Genomic DNA, 17,924 nt, shown 5'->3' on the forward strand with positions numbered 1-17,924 from the left:
TTCCGTTCGTGTCGCAGAACGTCCCAGTCGATGCACGAATTGCACACATCCCGCCCCTTCCCTGGAGCGCGGGTGGATCGAGCGCTGCCTCAGGTTCGCACCGCAGCCCGCTCGGTGCGCAGAAATACTGGTGATGGACCATACACCGGAGCGACGGAATTCTGCCGGTGCCGACGTCCGTTCCACGGGTCCTGATCGCGCCGGATCCTCGAGATCCGCTGTCGAGCCGAGTCCCTCGGCGCCCCGGCTCGACAGCGGAAATCACACCCGAATCAGCTCAGCGAGCTCAGCAGCGGCTCGAGAAGCTTGTAGAGCTCGAAGATGCCGATGATCGTTGAAATAGAACCCATGATGATCCTCCGTGATTCGTGAACTTTCCGTGACCTCGCGTCACAGGCAGAAAGCTAGCAAACCCGACATGCAAACGGGGACCGTGGATGTGTCCGGCAGATGAACTCCCTGCTCGCAGAATAATTTTGGTGACCAGCGTCATGTTCGTCGAGAACTGAGCCCGGTCGTCACATCACCTGACCCTGACCGACGGCAACAGCGAAAGCCTGGCGGTTGTGGTCTCGCGCTATCCGGCATCAATTCCGCTCCAGCGGTCTCTTGCATTGTTTGCCGAACCCGATTACGTTCTTCACAATACCGGTACGCGTAACGAAATAAAAAGATACTCTACTAGCCATCCGATATAGCTAGTGCCACAACCCTTCCGGACTCTTGGTGGGGCGACGCATCGTCGCGCCCAAAAGCTCCTCACACCCCGATCGAAAGAGAGCGCAATGACCACTGAGAGCATCTCCGGAAATCAGCAGCGACCGGTAGCAACAATTGCCAGCCGGACACTTCTGATCGCTGCGGTCGCCGCTCTCGAAAGTATCATCGTCCCCGCACTCCCCCTGGCCCAGCAGACTTCGAAGTGACGGCCGACGTCGGAGCGCTCGCATCCGTCGCTCTGACGTTGAGCACTGTTCTCGTCACACCGATGGCCGGGCGAATAGCCGACGTGTACGGCGCCCGCCCCACCTTGCTCGCGATCACGACAATCGCCGTGCTCGGCGGCAGCGTGTCCGCTCTCGCAACGATCTTCCCGCTGTTCGTTCTCGGCCAGTTTCTCCAGGGATTCGGGCTCGGGTTGTTGCCCGTGAGCGTCGTGGTCCTACGACGCACTTTGTCCTCGGAACAGCTGAAAACTGCCACCGGATTGCTCGGGGCTGTCGTCGTCGCGGGCGGCGTTCTGGGAGTCGTGCTGGCGGGACCGGTGGCCGAAAACATTTCCCGCACGGCGATGTACGCAGTGCCGACCGCCTTCGTCCTCCTCGGCGCACTTGCTTTTGCCGTGAGCACACCACGGGATCACAACTCGAACGGCGGCGGTCGACTCGATTGGCCGGGAGCTGCTGGATTGGCTCTGGGGTTGCTGACGCTGACAGCATGGCTGGCGAGCGACGGTTGGAGCGCACCGACGTCGATGCTGCTGGTTCTCGCTGCCGCTGCGGTGTTCTCGATCTGGGCCAGGTATCAGAGCCGGACACACGAACCGATGGTCGACCTGACGATGATGCGGCATCGTTCGATGTGGAACGCTGTGGTCATCGGCGTGGTTTTCGGGTTCACCTACGGCGCTGTTGTCTATCTACTTCCGCAGCAACTCGCCGCGCCCCCGGAGAGCGGATTCGGCCGCGGTGCGTCGACAAGTGCCATCGGAATCCTGCTGTGCCTCGGTTACGGCGCAGCGGTGATCGCGTCGGTGATCTCCGGAAAGCTCGCACAACGGGTCGGCACGAAAGCCATTGCGGTAGCGGGAGTTGCCTTCCTCGGCCTGAGCGGCGCCGTCGGAGTCCTTGCACCCACGATGTGGCAGATCGTTGTGGTGCTGATCCTGGCGGGTACCGGCGTTGCCGCCGCGTCGACGGCAGTGTTCGTCATCTCCGCCGACAGCGCACCGGCAGACCGCGTAGGTGTCACGACGGCAATAGTCACGATCGCCAGATCGCTGGGTTCTGCCGTCGGAACCCAACTTGCCGCCGGGATCATCGCGAGCGCGACTTCATCCGGCGGCCTTCCCCAGCACTCGGCATTCGCCACGGCTTTCGGAGTGGCGACAATCGTTGCGATTGTCGGACTCGTTGTCGCGGTGACGATGCCGAAACCGGCGTCAACCGATGTTCAGTGGTCGTCGTCGTCCTCGTCGAAGTCTGCGACTCCGCGCTTCCAGTAGCCCGTGATCAGGTGGTCGCCCGAACTCAGGCCGAGTTCGTCGCGCACGAATCTGCGAATCGGCTTGAGACTGGTGGCCTCACCGGAGATCCAGGCGTAGAGGCGCTCACCTTCGGGCACGGTGACCGTCCGGACTGCCTGCTCGAGCAGATCCGAGTGACCAGCTGGGACGTCACCGCGGTGCAGCCATCGCACCTCGACGCCTTCCGGAACAGTGAGTTCGATTTCCTGTGAAGGGTCGGTGATCTCGACGAACACCCACCCGGCGGCAGCAGCGGGCATCATCTCGAGCCAACGAGCAATGGCAGGAAGGGCGGTGATGTCACCGGCCAGCAGATAGCGGTCGTACGTCCACGGAACCACGACGCCACCGGGCGGACCTGCCACGTGTACCCGAGTGCCGATGGTGGCGGCCTGAGCCCAATCAGAGGCGTACCCACCTTCGTGGAGTGCGAAGTCGAGGTCCAACTCTCCCGCCTCGGCGTCGTAGCGGCGGACGGTGTACTCACGCGAGATCGGCAGTGGACGCGGCCACTTCAGGCTGAATCCGTCTCGTTCGGGCAGTCGCAAAGTTCCGTCTGCATCCGGGTACACCAGGCGGACATGCTCGTCGGGAGCGTGCGATTCGAAGCCCGCCAACTCGGGTCCGCCCAAGGTCAGACGCAGCAGTCCGGATCCGACCATTTCGCTGCGAACAACTTCGAGTTCGCGAATACCGATGGGGTACGGCACTTTTGCGCCGGTGGTTCCCGCCAGAACTTCGGCGATGGTCGCGAGGTGGTCTCCTCGGTTCATGAACTACCTTCCTTTTCCGGCGGAGCATTCCCCACCGGCACAGTGTTTTCGGAGAGATCGACTTCGTTGATCTCCGAAGTTACCCGGCGCGCCGAACCCAATGCTGCCAGGAGCACCAGGCCCAGTGTCACACCGGCGAGCCCCAAGACCAGTAGCGCGGCGCCAGGCTCGAGCCACTGCCCGAGGAACCCGGCTGCCATCGAACCGATCGCCGTACCCGTGACGGCTTGCACCATCCACAGACTGGACACGCGTCCGCGCAATTCGTCCGGCGTGTTCTGTTGAAGGACTGCAAATCTCAGAATGTCGTTGAGTGCGCGGCCGAGGCCGAATCCGGCCAGGCCCAGGAACGCGACAATCGCTGTTCCCGACGCACCCAGTACCACGAGGCCGAGCGGCATCAACGCTACCGAGATCAGCATCGCGGCACCGTTGCGGTGTACTCGTCCGGTCCAACCGCTGGTGAGTGAACCGATCACAGCGCCGACGGCCGGTGCGCCGTAGAGCAGACCGAGCATGGTGGGTCCGCCGCCGAGAACCTGGTCGACGAATGCCGGCAGCAGCACCATCGGTCCGCTGACGAACATGACCAACAGTCCGCTGATCAGGATGCCGCGAATGACTGTGTGCGTGCCGGCGAATTTCACGCCGGTCACGAGCGCGCGCATCGGGCTTTCGTGATTCGTGCCCGGTGCAGGGGAAGGGCCGATGGCTTGGAACAACGTGACAGTTGCTGCGGTGGCCACCGCAGCAACAAAGTATGTCGCGGGGATGCCGCCGGAGGCGATGATCATACCGGCGATTGCCGGCGAGATCATCGTCCCGATGTCCGTGGTCAGCGCTACCAAAGCGCCGGCCGCAGCCATCTTGTTGCGCGGCAACAACGTCGGCATCAAAGCCATCAAGGCCGAGCTGCTGACACCGCCGGCCAAGCCGTCGACGGCTGCCGCGACGTAGATGACCCACATCGACGGGTGTGACAAGAGCGCATTGCACCCGAGAATGACAAAGCCGAGACCCGCAGCACTGCGGGCCAACTGGATGGTGCGTCGCCGGTTGTAACGATCAGCGAGCACACCACCGAACAGGCTGCCGAAGAACATGGCGATGGCCATCGCCGTGGACACTCCGGCAACCTGCAAGGTCGACCCGGTGAGCTGGTACGTCTGCGCGGGAACGGCTACGACGAGCAGTCCGATCCCGAGCAGCGAGATCAATCGCGCGGAAAACGCGTACCTGAATGGACGGCTGGTCCGCAACGGTGAAACATCGATCACCAGCCCACCGAATCGAGTCATGCGAAGGTCTGGCCGATCAGGTCGAGCGTAGCCATTGCGCCGTCGTAGTCAGGACGGTAGCTGGTGGCGGGGAGCTCGAACGTCGTGCCTGCCTTGAAGGACGGCAACTGCGAGTAAAGCGGATCGGTGGCAAGTTCGGCCATCGGGCGACCGGACACCGGAATCACAAAGGCGACAGGAGCATCGGCGACCTGCGAGAGCAGTTCCGGGCTGACCTCGAACGAGTCACCCGAGCCGAAGAGCTGCGGGTTGCCGGCCTTGGCCATGACGTCGTCGGCCTTGAAACCGAGCTCGGCGAGCATTGCGGGGAGCGCTGCCGTCGGCGGCACGAGGTACGGCTTGTTGTTGGCGAGCGAGAGAATGTAGACGACGTTGCCCTCGGGAACCTTGATCTTGCCCTTGACCTCTTTGACCTTGTCGTCGTACGCGCTGATCAGCGCCGGAACCTTGTCCGAACGACCTGCGGCATCGGCGACGATCTCGAGCTGCTTGTCCCAGTTGGCAACCGTCTTGGGGACCAACACGGTGGGTGCGATAGCGGTCAGCTGGTCGTAGAGTTCCTCGGCCTGAACCGAGGTGATGCCCTGGCCACCGCCGATGATCAGGTCGGGTTCAGCCGCCGCGACGGCTTCGATGTTGAGCTGCTCGCCGGCCGGCAATTCCTTGGTGCCCTGCGCCTTTGCGGCATCCGACCATGCCGGCGGGAATCCACCGTCGAGGTTCGTGACACCGAGGACGCGGGTATCGGTGGCAACCACCGGTGCGTCCAGGGCGTACAGGTATCCGGCGAGACCGCCACTCAGAACCACGATGCGCTCCGCCGACGCGGGCACGGTGACCGAGCCCTTTTCGGTTTCGATCACGCGCGTCGTGGGCTCTGCAGCCTTGGTCGGTTCGTCGTTCGAATCGCTACTGCAACCGATCATCGCCACGAGTGCGACGATCAGCAACCCTGCGATGGCGACGAATCGTCGCCAACTCCGTATCGCGAGGGGCGGTGTGGACTTCATCATTGAGCTCCCATTGTGTTTCAACTGTGTGGTTTTCAAACTATGTGGCCGTGCGTTTCGACAAATGGCTGTCGAGCAGCGGGGCAATTGCCGCCCACCCGGCTGGGGTCACCAATCCGGCGTGGTCGTAGGGCAGATGATGTACCGCTATGTCCCGGTCCCCGCGGACTCTGCGCCAGCGATCGGCCAGCACTTGTCCGGAGGCTTCGGCGTCGGCGGTGATCAGAGTAACCGGTCCGTCGTAGGTTGTGTCGGTCGAGCGGGCCACGAGCAAACGAGTGGCATCAAATCCAGCGAGAACTGCCTCGACCAGTGCCGGTGCCTGAGTGAGGATCTCGGGTGGCAGCGCGGCGGCAAGATCGCGGTCGTCGACGTCGCCGCGGTCGCGTTCGTCTCGATCTCCCAGTGGATGAGTATCGATCAGACCCGCGAACTCCACCGTCTCGCCGACATCGACCAGCTGAGCCGCCATCGCGGCAACAACGTTGCCACCGAACGAGTATCCGAGCAGGTGGTACGGCCCGCTCGGTTGCACGCCCCGAATCGTGTCGACGTACATCGCTGCCAGTTGGTCCACGTTCGTCGGTTCGAGTGGCTCTCCGGCAACAGTGGGCAATTGAAGGCCGAACAGAGGACGGTCAGCCTCGAGTACGCCGGTCAAAGGCGCAAAGGGCCAAGCGAATCCACCTGCCGGATGCACGCAGAACAGTGGTTCACCGCTCCCTTCGGCTCGCAGTGTCAGGAGGTGATCGCGGCTCAGGTCGACCTCGGACCCCGATTCGTCAAGGTGTGCTGCGAGCTCGGCAACTGTAGGACGGGCCATCAGCGTTCCCACACCGACGCTCACCGACAGGTCGTGCTCCATCTCCCCCACCAGTCGCATGGCTCGAAGCGAGTCGCCGCCGAGATCGAAGAAACTCTCTTCGGGATCGACCGCCTCGACGCCGAGTACCCGCGCAAAGACCTGGCACAGTTGCCTTTCCATCTCGGTTCGCGGTGCTCGGGCCGCTGCTCGGGCGGGGGGTGCCGGCAACGCACCGCGGTCCAGTTTTCCGTTGGGCGTCAACGGGATCGAATCCACGACGACGATGTCCGACGGAACCAGGTGTGCCGGTATGCTTTGCCGCAACGCAGCTCGCAGATCGACTGGATCAGCGCCGGGTTCTTCGATGACGTACCCGACCAGTCGCGGCGGCGCACCGCCTTCGCTACGGACTGACGCTGCCGCTCTCAACACTCCCGGCAACGACGCCAGCGCGGATTCCACTTCACCCAATTCGATCCGAATGCCTCGAATCTTGACCTGATGGTCTGCGCGACCCAGATATTCGAGTTCACCGTCGCGGCGACGCAGTACAACGTCACCCGTGCGGTACATGCGGTGACCGACGGAGTAGGGATCAGCAACGAACACAGCGGAGGTCAACGCGGTCCGGTGAAGGTAACCCATCGCCGTTCCGTCACCGGACATGTACAGCTCGCCCGCCGCTCCCATCGGAACCTCACGTAGACCCGAATCGAGTACCCGCGCAGACGCGTTCAGAATCGGACGACCCAAGCACGGCATCTCGCTGCCTTGAACCGGGGATCCCATCGCGTTGATCGTGAATTCGGTAGGCCCGTAAAGGTCGTACCCGTCGACACCGTCCTGATCGCGTAGCCGCGACCACAGTTCGGTCGGCACCGCTTCGCCGCCGAGCATCACCAACACCGGCGTCCGCTCACCGTCGAGGAGTCCGGCGGCCATCAGTTCCCGTGCATACGAGGGGGTTACGTTCACGACGTCGATCCCGACTTCGCGGTAGTGCTTCACCAGCGACGCGGGGTCGAGTCGCGTCTGCTCGTCGATCACGTGAACTTCATGCCCGGCGAGCAACCAGAACAGTTCCTCCCACGACATGTCGAACGAGAACGAGACTGTGTGCGCAATGCGCAAACGTCGACCACCCACTCTGTTTTCGGTCGGGCTGAAGATCTCGGCCTTGTGGTTGTGATACATCGTCGTCAGCCCGCGGTGCCCCACGACGACACCCTTGGGTTTCCCGGTACTGCCCGAGGTGTAGATGACGTAGGCAGGCTGATCCGGTGAGGTCGGCCCGCACACCGCGGCCTCGTCGACAACGGGTGCCGGAGACTGTCCGTCGAGTACCCCGACCACGTCTGGGTCGTCGAGGACGACGCAAGCCTGTCCGGCGGGAACAACGAGGTCACGCGTCTGAGTCGTGGTGACCACCAGCGCCGCGTCGGAGTCAAGGATCAGTTCGCTCAATCGTGCCGGTGGGTGAGCCAGATCCAAGGGGAGGTAGGCCGCTCCGGTTCTCATGACAGCGAAGATCGCTACGACGTGATCGGCGGTGCGCGGAAGTGCGAGCGCCACAACACGAGTCGATCCCGCGCCTGGCACCGACTGCCCCAGCGCCGACGCGAGTATTCGTGCCAGTCTGTCCACCCGAGAGTTCATCTCGGCTGCGCTCAGGGTGACGTCTCCGAAGACAAGCGCCGTCTCGTCCGGAGTTGCCGCTGCCCTTTCGCGGAGCAAGGCGTCCACGCTACCGCCGGCCTGGTCCGGCCGCGGCATCACAATGTGCTCCGAAGCGAATTCCGCGGGGGTGTGCGAAAGCGGAACCGCCGTGTCCGCCACCGTGGCGGTATCGGACTTCGCCATCACTTCGAGGATCGTGATGGTGCGTGAAAGAACGTCCCGAGCCACGTCGTGGGGAATCAGGTCGGGACGATTTTCGAGAGTGAGCGCCATCGGCGCATCCCCGACACCCGGATCCACGTCGAGCGTGAGCGCATAGTGGGTGCCGTCCACTGCGTCGAACCCGACGATTCCACTGCGCCCGAACGTGTCTCGACGTGCCTGTTCGTCACGAGGCGTGTTGCGGAAGACGTAGAGCGTGTCGAACAGTGTTGCGAACCCAGCGCTTCGCTGCACGTCGCCGAGCCCGAGATGGTGATGCCCCAGCAGCGAACCCTGTTCGCGGAACAGGCGTCCGAGCAACGCCGAGATCTCCTCGCCTGGCCGTACCCGGACACGCACCGGAATGGTGTTAAGCGCCAAGCCCACCATTCGGTCGGCGCCCTCGACCTCGGGTGAACGTCCCGAAACCGTCGATCCGAAGACCACGTCGTCTCGGCCCGTCACGGCGCGCAATGCCAGGCCCCACGCCGCAGAGACGACGGTGGACAGGGTCACGCCGCTACGTCTGGCAAGCTCGCGTACGTGCTCGGTGATGCTCTGTTCGAGCTGAACCCGGGTGAACACCGGCAACGGAGCGCGCCCGCCTGATCCCGTACCACCCACGAGTGTGGGTTGCTCGAGATCCGCGAGGTAGTCCTTCCAGGACGTGAGGGCGTCCGTGCGATCCGCTTCGGCGATCCATCGGAGGTGATCACGGAAGTCCGCAGGCTTGTCGAGCGCGCCGTCGAGTCCAACCGGGTCCGTGCCGTGAGTGCGAGCAAACTCGTAGAGCGCAAACAACTCCGCGTACATCAAGGTCTGCGACCAACCGTCGGTCAGCAGGTGGTGCTGAGTGAAGACGAGGTGCGCTCCCCCACCCGGCAACCAGACCAGCACCATTCGAATGAGTGGTGGGGCACTCAAGTCGAACAGCGTGCCGAATTCGGCCACGTCGACAGCGCGAACCTCGCGATCGATGTCCTCGGTCGCAACTCCGCTCAGATCGATTTCGCGGAAAGGCATTTCGGCTGCCCTGGGCACGAACTGCACGGGAGCGTCGAAACCGGCGTGTGTGAAGCCGGCCCGCAGGTTCGGATAGCGCCGCAAGAGCGCATCCCCCGCTGCTCGGAGTGAGCGAACGTCGACGGCAGCATCGGCGGAGAACTCGAATCGCGGCTGCATGTGATAGACATCCGTACCGCCGGCGCCGTCGAGAACCGACTGGAAGTACATGCCTTCCTGCAAGGGACCGAGTGGCAGCACGTCCTGCCAGCCCGGGCTGAGCGACTCGAGCCGCACCCGTCGATCCGCATCGACGGCTATGAGTGGGCTCGGCACACGATCCGGCGCGGCGTCGGGCAATGCCTTTCGGTCCACCTTCCGGTTGAGGGTGAGTGGTAGTGCCTCGAGCACCGTGATGGTCTGCGGCACCATGTGTTCGGGTAGGAGCCGCGCAATCTCCTTGCGCACCAGTACCGAATCGAGCGTGGTTGCACCTTCGGGAACCACATACCCGTGCAAACTTCCGGTACCCGCCGCATCGACGCGAACGGTGGCTGCCGCGCGGAACACACCTGCCACCGATCCGAGCGCGCCTTCGACTTCGCCGAGCTCGATGCGGAAACCGCGAACCTTCACCTGATCGTCCGCACGACGAAGGAAGTGCAAAACCCCTCGCCGGCGTCGGACCAGATCGCCGGTGCGGTAGAGGCGTGCCCCCGGCAGAGAAGGATCGGCGACGAACCGAGCGACGGTCAGATCGGGGCGGTTCAGGTATCCGCGGACCACCTGCGCACCGCCCAGATACAGCTCGCCCGCAACGCCTTCCGGAACCTCACGCAGGTCGTCGTCGAGGATTCGCACGTGCACATCGGTCCAGGGCTGACCGATCGTGACTCGGTCGCCGGTCGTGATGACCGAAGATGTCGCCCACACCGTGGCCTCGGTGGGTCCATAGACATTCCGGACCGAAGCAGCGTTGGCCACCAGATCGTCAGCCAGATCCTGCGGGAGGGCTTCCCCTCCCACCAGGGCTCGCACCATGGCGAGTCCGACTGCGTTCTCGTGTTCGGTGACCACTCGCCACAGCGCCGGCGTTGCCTGCATCACCGTCGCATCGCTCGCGATGATCAACGCCGACAACGCATCCGGGTCGCGAACCGTCCTGCGGTCTGCGATCACGACAGTCGCGCCCGCCGCGAGCGGGCACAGCAACTCGAGTGCCGCGATGTCGAACGACACCGTTGTCACCGCGACGATGCGATCGCCCGGCCTGATCCAGCAATCCTCGAGTACCGTGTCCGCGAAGGCTGCGAGGTTGCCCGTCGAGACCATCACGCCCTTGGGGCGACCCGTCGAACCGGAGGTGTGGATCATGTAGGCGAGGTGATCACCCGCCGCGAGCGGCGGAGGAAGCACGACATTCGAGTTGGTGAACTCACCGTCCACGAAGACACTCGTGGCGACCGTGGACGGAAGTTGCCCTACGCTGTCGATACTGGTCAGGACACACACCGGAGCCGCGTCCTCGATCATGAACTCGAGCCGCTCAGTCGGGTAATCGACGTCGAGTGGCAGGTACGCCGCGCCGATGCGCAGTACCGCGAGCAGTCCGGCCACCAGATCCGCATTTCGATCCAGCGCGACGGCGACTACCTTCTCAGGCCCTGCGCCGACCGCGAGAAGTTCGCGGGCCAGCTCGTCGACGCGCGCCGACAGTTCCCCGTAGGTAATTCCGACCTCGCCGGAGATCACCGCGATGTCGTCGGGGTGGCGGCTGACGTGTCGAGCGAACAACTGCGAGATCCCCGACGGCGGCGTCGCGCGTCGGCCCGGGTCGCGATCCGGCTTATTTTCCGCCAGTCGCAGATCCGCGACGACAGTGCTGATTTCGTGACCGAGGACCGCGATCACACCGTCGAGCAATGCGTCCGCAGTCGCGGCGTCGAACAGCCCGGCATCAACCGTCAATCGAAGTTCTGTTGCGGTTCGGACGAATTCGAGGTCGACGCTCTTTCCGGGCGAGTGACCGACACGGGCAGCGAACAGGCTGCTCGTCGGACGCACGAGTAGATCGGCGATTCGGTCGAGGCTGACATCGGAATGCGCAAGTGCCTCGGAGACAGCGTTTTCGACTCGCCGAACGACATCGGCAATTCTCGGCCGACCGGACAGGTCGACCCGAATCAGGGTGTCAGCCCCTTCCGAGACCAGTCCGACCGCAAGGTCCCGACCACCGCCGAAGCTGTTCAGCGTCGCCGCCACGGCGGCCAACAGCACCGCGTCGAATCCTGGTTCGTCACCGAACCGGGCATCGCGTAGCTGACGGAGGTAGGTGTGCGGGCGGTACTCTTCGCCGCGCGGGCGGTCATACGGAAGGTCCGTTTCGAGGGGCAGGTCCGCGAGCGTGCGAACCCAGTACCGCTCGTGATCAGGATTTCCCGCCACCGCCGGGGCGCGGAACGTCGCCACGGTCACGACGGGTCGATCGACGCCAACGACCGAATCCGGCGAGAACTTCGTCCGATCGACGCGTGCGGCCACGGCAAGACCGAGGGGGGTCGGGGTGTCGAAGACATCCGAGACGACGACGCGAATTCCCAGCTTGCGCAGGCTTCCCACCAACCGCATCGCAGTGAGCGAGTGACCGCCGAGAGTGAAGAAATTGTCACCCGGATCGACGTCGGGAATCTCCAACACCGTTGCGACACAGTCGCACACTGCATCCACGACCGCGGGATCGACATCGATCGCAGGATCGGACGCGGCCACCTTTTTCGTGACAGCGACATTTTTCGCGACAGACACCGCATCGGCAACGGACGCTGCCTGTTGGACTACCGTGAGCACCGCGGATGCGGGAGCTGTCGGCTCGGTCAGCAACCCACGCAGGATCTCCGCGAGCCGTGTGACCATTCGCTCCGCCGTGGCGTCGGAGACAACTGCCGGATCGTGGTACAGAACCAGATCCAGACCGGTGCTCGGCGGCGCCATCAACGTCATCGGATAGTGCGTGACTCCGCGGTTGGTGAATCCCTCGACCCGCAGTGTGTGCGATGCAGGCTGTCCTGCACCGGAGTTCGGGAAGTTCTCGAACACCAGGAGCGTGTCGAACAGTTGCCCGATTCCGGCGATGCGTTCGATCTCGGCCAAACTGGTGTGTTCGACGTCCACGATGTCGAATTGCGCGTTCTGCAGCCCGACGAACTGTTCCAGCAAAGGCTCGTTCGCGGCGATGTCGAGGCGGGCCGGAATCGTGTTGCTGAACAACCCGACCATCCCCTCCACTCCGGCGAGTTCGGCAGGTCGACCTGACACGGTGGCCCCGAACACGACGTCCCACTGTCCTGTCGCCTCGGCGAGCGTTGCCGCCCACGCGCCCTGGACCAGCGTGTTGATCGTCAGCGCTCGCGCACGGCCGAGTTCGATCAACGCGTCGGCGTCCGATGCCGCGAGCGGAACTTCCAGCGCGACGGGCACACTTCGCGGCGCTCCCGCGTCGGCAACGAGAGTCGGCGCGGTGAGCCCACGCAAACGCTCGCTCCACACTGCACGGGCAGAGTCCTGATCACGGCCGGCGATCCATGCCAAGTAGTCGCGATACGGCGTCGGCGCAGGGAGGTGCGTGTCGCCGTCGTGGTAGACGTTCATCAGCTCGCGCAGGACGATCGGAGTCGACCAACCGTCGGTGAGCAGGTGGTGCGCGTTGAGGACCAAACGGTGCACCCCGCCGGGCAGCCGAACCAGTAGTGCACGCAGCAGAGGCGGTGTACTGACGTCGAAGACATGCTTGGCGGCCTCGTCCTCGAGCTGATCTGCAGAGCGAAATGCAGTGTCAGCTGGAACGGAGATCAGGTCGACCGAACGCCACTCGACTTTTGCGCCGCGCGGAATGATCTGAACGGGCCGTGCGAACTGCTCGTAGTGGAACGCGGCGCGTAGGTTCGGGTGCCTGTCGATCACGGTCTCGAACGCGTCGGCCAACTTCGCCTCGTCCAGTGGCCCGGAAAGGTCGAAGCGTGCAGTGAGCGTGTAGACGTCTGCGGCTCCGTCACGGACCGCATGGAACAGGAGACCTTCTTGTAGCGGCGAGAGCGGAAGGACGTCGGCAAGCGGTCCGTGGACGGCTTCGAGTTCGTCGATCCCTGCCTGATCGACCACCGCGCCCTGGCCGAAGATCGTCGCCGAGCAATCGGAAGGCGTCAAACCGCCCTCGAAGAGCGCGGCATGCGCGGTCAGGGCAGCGAGCGCACGTTCCCAATGCTCTTGCAGCTCGACGATCGTCGCGCCGTCGAGCACTGAACCCGCCGCAGTCCATTCGACTGCCAGCGTCGGTGATCCGTCCTCACGGACAAATGCGTTGAGCGCCAGCACTTCCGACATAGCCTTCGTCGCCGGTTCGATGACCGCGAATGGATCCTGCTCCGGCAATCGCCATCCGGTTCCGGGCAACGACGGGAAGCGGCCCAGATAGTTGAGCAGCAGTTCGGGAGTAGCGCACGCGGAAAGGTCAGGTGCGGTGTCGCGATCCAGATGCCGCAGAACTCCATAGCCGACTCCACCTCCGGGTACGGCGCGTTTTGCCTCCTTCACCGCACGAAGCAGATGCCCTGCAGCTGCTCCGCCGCTGAGTGCGTCGGCAAGATCGTCTGCGGTGAGCAGTGCATCGGTGGGAACCCGGACGGGGAACTCACTGGTGAACCACCCGATGGTTCCGGCGAAGTCGGTGTCGCTGGTGAGCGCGTCGCGGCCATGACCTTCGACGGTAACTGTCTGTGCGGGCAGCCCAGTCAGGCCGCGACTGTGCTGCCATGAGCGCAAGGCAAGCATCAATCCCGCGAGAAGCACCTCGTCGGTCTTGGCTCGATACGCCGCCGGAAGCGTGGTCAGCAGCGCGTCGGTGACGGCCGGGGGCGCAACAGTTATCGTGCGAGAGGCGGTTGCAGTCACGTCGATCTTCGGGTCGAGACGACGACTGCCGATCGGCTCGTCGTCCGCCTGTACCGACGCGAACTTCCAGTACTCGAGCTCTGATGCCCTGCTGCCCGAGGCCCCGAATTCCGCGAGCAACCCTGCGTATCGACGCCACGAACTTCCGCCTGCAGCCAACCGGGCCGACCTACGCTCACGTGCAGCATCGGTGGCTTCGCGGAGGTCTGGAAGCAGAATTCGCCAGGACACACCGTCGACGATCAAATGGTGAGCCACGACGATCAATTGGTCGGGACGACCCACCGCGGTATTGACCAGTACGACTCGCAGGAGTTCACCGGCGCGTGGGTCGAGACTCGCCGCCGACGCCTCCGCGAGCTCTCTGATCCGGGACGGCTCGGAGGTGTCGGACACCTCTCGAACGAGTGCCTCGCTGCGCACCGCGCCGGCGTCCCGGACGATCAATTCGGTAGTGCCGCTGTCGTTGTCACGGCGCAGGAGCAGACGTAGAGCGTCATGGTGATCGAGGATCGTCTGCACGCCGGACTGCAGGTCACCCAGTGAAATGCCGTCGTCGATTCGCACTGCGGTCCACTGCGCGTAGCCCGCGATTGCCTCGTCTGTCGGATTCTTGTCGATCAGTGCTCGAACGATCGGCGGGGCGATCACGGTGCCGGTCGCCACGTCCGCAACCGAGGCTACGGCGTCGGCGTCATCGGCAATCTCACGCGCCGCAGCGGCGATGGTTCCCAGATCTCGCTGTGCCAGTAGTTCTTTGGGAGCAACGATCAGACCACGCACCCGCAGTCGACTGCTGACACTGATTGCCGTGATGCTGTCACCACCGAGGCCGAAGAAATCCTCGTCCACGCCGACGCGCTCGCGGCCGAGCACCTCGGCCACCACGTCACAGAGGATTTCCTCGTGCGGTGTCGACGCAGCGCGACCTTCCGATTCGGTAGCCGGCGCAGGTAGTGCCGCACGATCGAGCTTTCCGTTCACCGTGACGGGTAGTTCGTCCAGAACGACGATTGCGGCGGGAACCAGATGATCCGGTACGCGACCGGCGAGGTCTCGGCGCAATTCTTCCTGCGCCGGAAGCGTCGCGCCGACGGCGGCGACAACGTAGCCGACCAGGCTGGGTCGTCCGCCATCCGTACGGATCAGCGCGGCGGCTGCGCCGATTCCGGGCACCGATCCGAGAACAGCCTCGACCTCGCTCAACTCGACGCGATGTCCGCGGATCTTCACCTGCTTGTCGCTACGACCGATGAAGTCGTATCCCCGCCCGGGCACCCAGCGCGCGACGTCCCCGGCGCGGTACATCAGATCTCCCGGGGCCCCGAGAGGATCTGCGACGAAACGCTCGGAGGTCGCTCCGGCGCGACCGAGGTATCCCCTGGCCAATTGCGGTCCGGCCAGATAGAGCTCACCTCGTTCACCGTCGGCGACCGGCTCGAGCGCGCTGTCGAGCAGGTACGCACGGGTTCCCGCGAGCGGGTACCCGATACGCGGTCCGGCACCTTCGAACGTGGTCGCGATCGCGTCGACCGTCGTTTCGGTGGGGCCGTAGAGGTTTCGAGCGGGAACGCCGGATTCGATGATCGCGTCCCACAGTGCGGGCGGTGCCGCCTCGCCGCCCACGACAAGCAGGTGCAGCCGCTGAGTGCGCAGCAATCCGTTGTCTACCATCGCTGCCGCCATCGACGGCGTCGTGTCGACCACGTCGACGCAATCTCGCTCGAACGCCGCGACCAGGGCAACAGCATCCTTCTGCAGTTCTTCGTCGTATACGTGCACCCGATGACCACACAGCAGCCACAACAGCTGATCGAGAGACGCATCGAAGGCGAACGACGCCGTGTGTGCGGTGTGCAGTTGCCGGTTTCCGACTCGCTCGGCAGTTTCCCGGTACATAGTGGCGCAGTGGTGGTGAAGCAGATGCGCCAATCCACCACTTCTGACCAACACACCCTTTGGCTTGCCGGTCGATCCAGAGGTGTAGATGACGTACGCCAGGTGATCACCGTGCCGCGGTGTCGCCAGTTCACCGAGTTCGAGGGGAAGCTCGGAATTGGCACGGAGTTCTTCTCGCACGGCGTCGGAATCGAGTACGAGCGGGACGGGCCGCGAATCTCCGACGAGTTTCCCGGCCAGTGTGGAAGTGGTGAGCACCACCTTTGGTTGCGCGTCGTCGACCAAGTCCCGCAATCGCCCAGCCGGGTGCTGCGGATCCAAGGCCACGTACGCTGCGCCCGCGTTCAATGTCGCGAGCAGAGCCACCACCATCTCGGAGGTACGCGGAAGTGCTAGTCCGACAATGTCGTCCGGGCCGACATCGCGAGCCCGAAGCAACCGGGCGAGTTTGTGGACGCGGCCACCGAGTTCTGCGCCTGTCAGACGTTCCTCACCGCACACCAGAACCGTGTCATCCGCGTGCTCGACGACGATGCGGTCGAACACGTCGGGAACGAGTTCGACAGAGCCGGGCAGCGGTGCAGTTTCGCGGCTGGCGAGAATCCGCGCGGCTTCGGCCGCAGGCATCATCTCCACCTGACCGACGGCAGGATCTCCCTCCCCGACCATCGCGTTGACGATGCTGACGAAACCGGCGAGGCGACGCTGAACCGATTCCCGAGTATTGGTACGCGCGTCCACTTCGAATCCGAGTAGAACTTCGCCGTCCGCAATGGGCGTCACCGTCAAACCCAGGTCCTCCGGCGGCCCCCCGGCGACGTTACGCAGTACACCCACAGCGCCGGCGAAATCGAGGGCGAAGTCGAAAGCCTTGAGATTGATTCCGATCCCGTGAAGCAGTGCGCCGGTGCCAGCGACGCCCAGGTCCCGAGCAAGATTCTCACCGCGGTAGCGCTGGTGTGCGCGCAGGCTTTTCATCGTGGCGGCCACCTGCTTGCTCAGGTCACCGAGTCGATCGTGGCTGCGAATCGTCAACCGGAGAGGCAGAACGTTGACTGCCATGGCCGGGGTCTTGAGTGCCGTGCGCCCCACGCGCGCCATGAGTGGCATCGCGATGACAACATCCGTCTCACCGAGCAACCGGTGGAGAAACGCGCCGTAGCAGGCGATCAGCGCTTCGGCCCACGTTGTTCCCGTCGCGTCTGCCACCTCTTTGAGGCGGCCGAGGGCGTCGGCACTGATGACCTCGCGAACCTGGATCGTTCGTTCCGCCGGACCGGTGACCTGCTGGCCACGTCCGTCCAACGCGGGCAACGGCGTCAGGACATCACGCCAGTAGTCACGATCTTCCGCGAACTGCTCGCCCGCCTGGTACGCCTCGTCCTCGCTGACCAGATCGGTCATAGAGCCGAATCGCGTTGGCGCGACCTCGGTTCCCTTCTTCGCGGCCGTGTAGTGCGCGGCGACACGACGCGAAATCATGGCTGCGCTGTATCCGTCGACGATCAGGTGGTGATAGAGCTGGATGCACCAGATCTCGCGATCGCTCAGCCTGATCAGCGAGTACGTGTACAGCGGGCGCTCCACCATCAAGCGGCAATACTCGGACGCCCGGCTGCGCTCGGCGTCGACCAGTGCGTGCGCCACGGCTACGGGATCGCGCTCGTCACGGACGTCGGTGATCGGGATGACGCCAACCGGCTCGTCGGAGATGTATTGACGCGGGCCGTCCGCCGTCTCGATCATCCGCAACCGCATGGTCTCGGCTTCGCCGATCGTCGCCCTGATGGCGGCCGGCAGAAGTTCGGTGTCGATCGGTTCGTCGCCCGAGATTTCGAGAACCTCACCGACGAGATAGCTCCGAGATTCGGGATCAAGCCTCTGTGCGTTCCAAATCCCGAGTTGAGCTCCTGTGAGAGCAAACGTAGCTTCGTTTGCCGCTCCGGAGTTCGAACCTGGAAGAACGCTCACACTGATCCCCTCGTCTGTGGACACACGTCACCCAAGGGTGACCTAACATTGTTTTGGGTAGCCTAAACTAAATATCGATGAATCGGGGAATCCGCC

6 protein-coding genes are annotated in these 17,924 nt (G+C 64.0%); 2 read left to right on the forward strand and 4 right to left on the reverse strand.

Annotated elements, in window-relative coordinates:
- Window positions 1-785: 785 nt before the first annotated feature.
- Together R4P65_RS25735 and R4P65_RS25740 are read left to right on the forward strand one after the other, a co-directional pair.
- Window positions 786-926, forward strand: a complete 141-nt coding sequence (locus R4P65_RS25735) for a hypothetical protein (protein WP_317828612.1) — start codon at window positions 786-788, stop codon at window positions 924-926.
- Entirely contained in the window at window positions 923-2,224 is a 1,302-nt protein-coding gene (locus R4P65_RS25740; protein WP_317828613.1) for an MFS transporter, read from the forward strand. Before R4P65_RS25735 ends, R4P65_RS25740 begins: the two co-directional genes overlap by 4 nt.
- On the opposite strand, the gene R4P65_RS25745 is transcribed toward R4P65_RS25740, so the two are convergent.
- From R4P65_RS25745 to R4P65_RS25760, 4 genes are read right to left on the reverse strand one after another with little or no spacing between them, the layout of a single operon-like run.
- Window positions 2,173-3,018 (reverse strand): siderophore-interacting protein, encoded by an 846-nt coding sequence (locus R4P65_RS25745; protein WP_317828614.1) that lies wholly within the window; start codon window positions 3,016-3,018, stop codon window positions 2,173-2,175. The two genes, R4P65_RS25740 and R4P65_RS25745, sit on opposite strands and share 52 nt — an antisense overlap.
- Window positions 3,015-4,316, reverse strand: coding sequence for an enterobactin transporter EntS (gene entS / locus R4P65_RS25750; RefSeq protein WP_317828615.1), 1,302 nt, complete (start codon window positions 4,314-4,316; stop codon window positions 3,015-3,017). The genes R4P65_RS25745 and entS overlap by 4 nt, the downstream gene beginning before the upstream one ends.
- Window positions 4,313-5,326, reverse strand: a complete 1,014-nt coding sequence (locus R4P65_RS25755) for a Fe2+-enterobactin ABC transporter substrate-binding protein (RefSeq protein WP_029538034.1) — start codon at window positions 5,324-5,326, stop codon at window positions 4,313-4,315. The genes entS and R4P65_RS25755 overlap by 4 nt, the downstream gene beginning before the upstream one ends.
- 40 nt (window positions 5,327-5,366) lie before the next feature.
- Window positions 5,367-17,828 (reverse strand): non-ribosomal peptide synthetase, encoded by a 12,462-nt coding sequence (locus R4P65_RS25760; RefSeq protein ID WP_317828616.1) that lies wholly within the window; start codon window positions 17,826-17,828, stop codon window positions 5,367-5,369.
- Window positions 17,829-17,924: the final 96 nt, after the last annotated feature.

It is taken from the genome of Rhodococcus sp. IEGM 1318 (assembly GCF_033142465.1).
GTDB lineage: Bacteria > Actinomycetota > Actinomycetes > Mycobacteriales > Mycobacteriaceae > Rhodococcus_F > Rhodococcus_F qingshengii_B.

Bases quoted from the DNA above. Each gene is read 5' to 3' on its own strand.
- R4P65_RS25735 (WP_317828612.1), top strand. From the start codon at position 786: ATGACCACTGAGAGCATCTCCGGAAATCAGCAGCGACCGGTAGCAACA.
- R4P65_RS25745 (WP_317828614.1), bottom strand. From the start codon at position 3,018: ATGAACCGAGGAGACCACCTCGCGACCATCGCCGAAGTTCTGGCGGGA.
- entS (WP_317828615.1), bottom strand. From the start codon at position 4,316: ATGACTCGATTCGGTGGGCTGGTGATCGATGTTTCACCGTTGCGGACC.
- R4P65_RS25755 (WP_029538034.1), bottom strand. From the start codon at position 5,326: ATGAAGTCCACACCGCCCCTCGCGATACGGAGTTGGCGACGATTCGTC.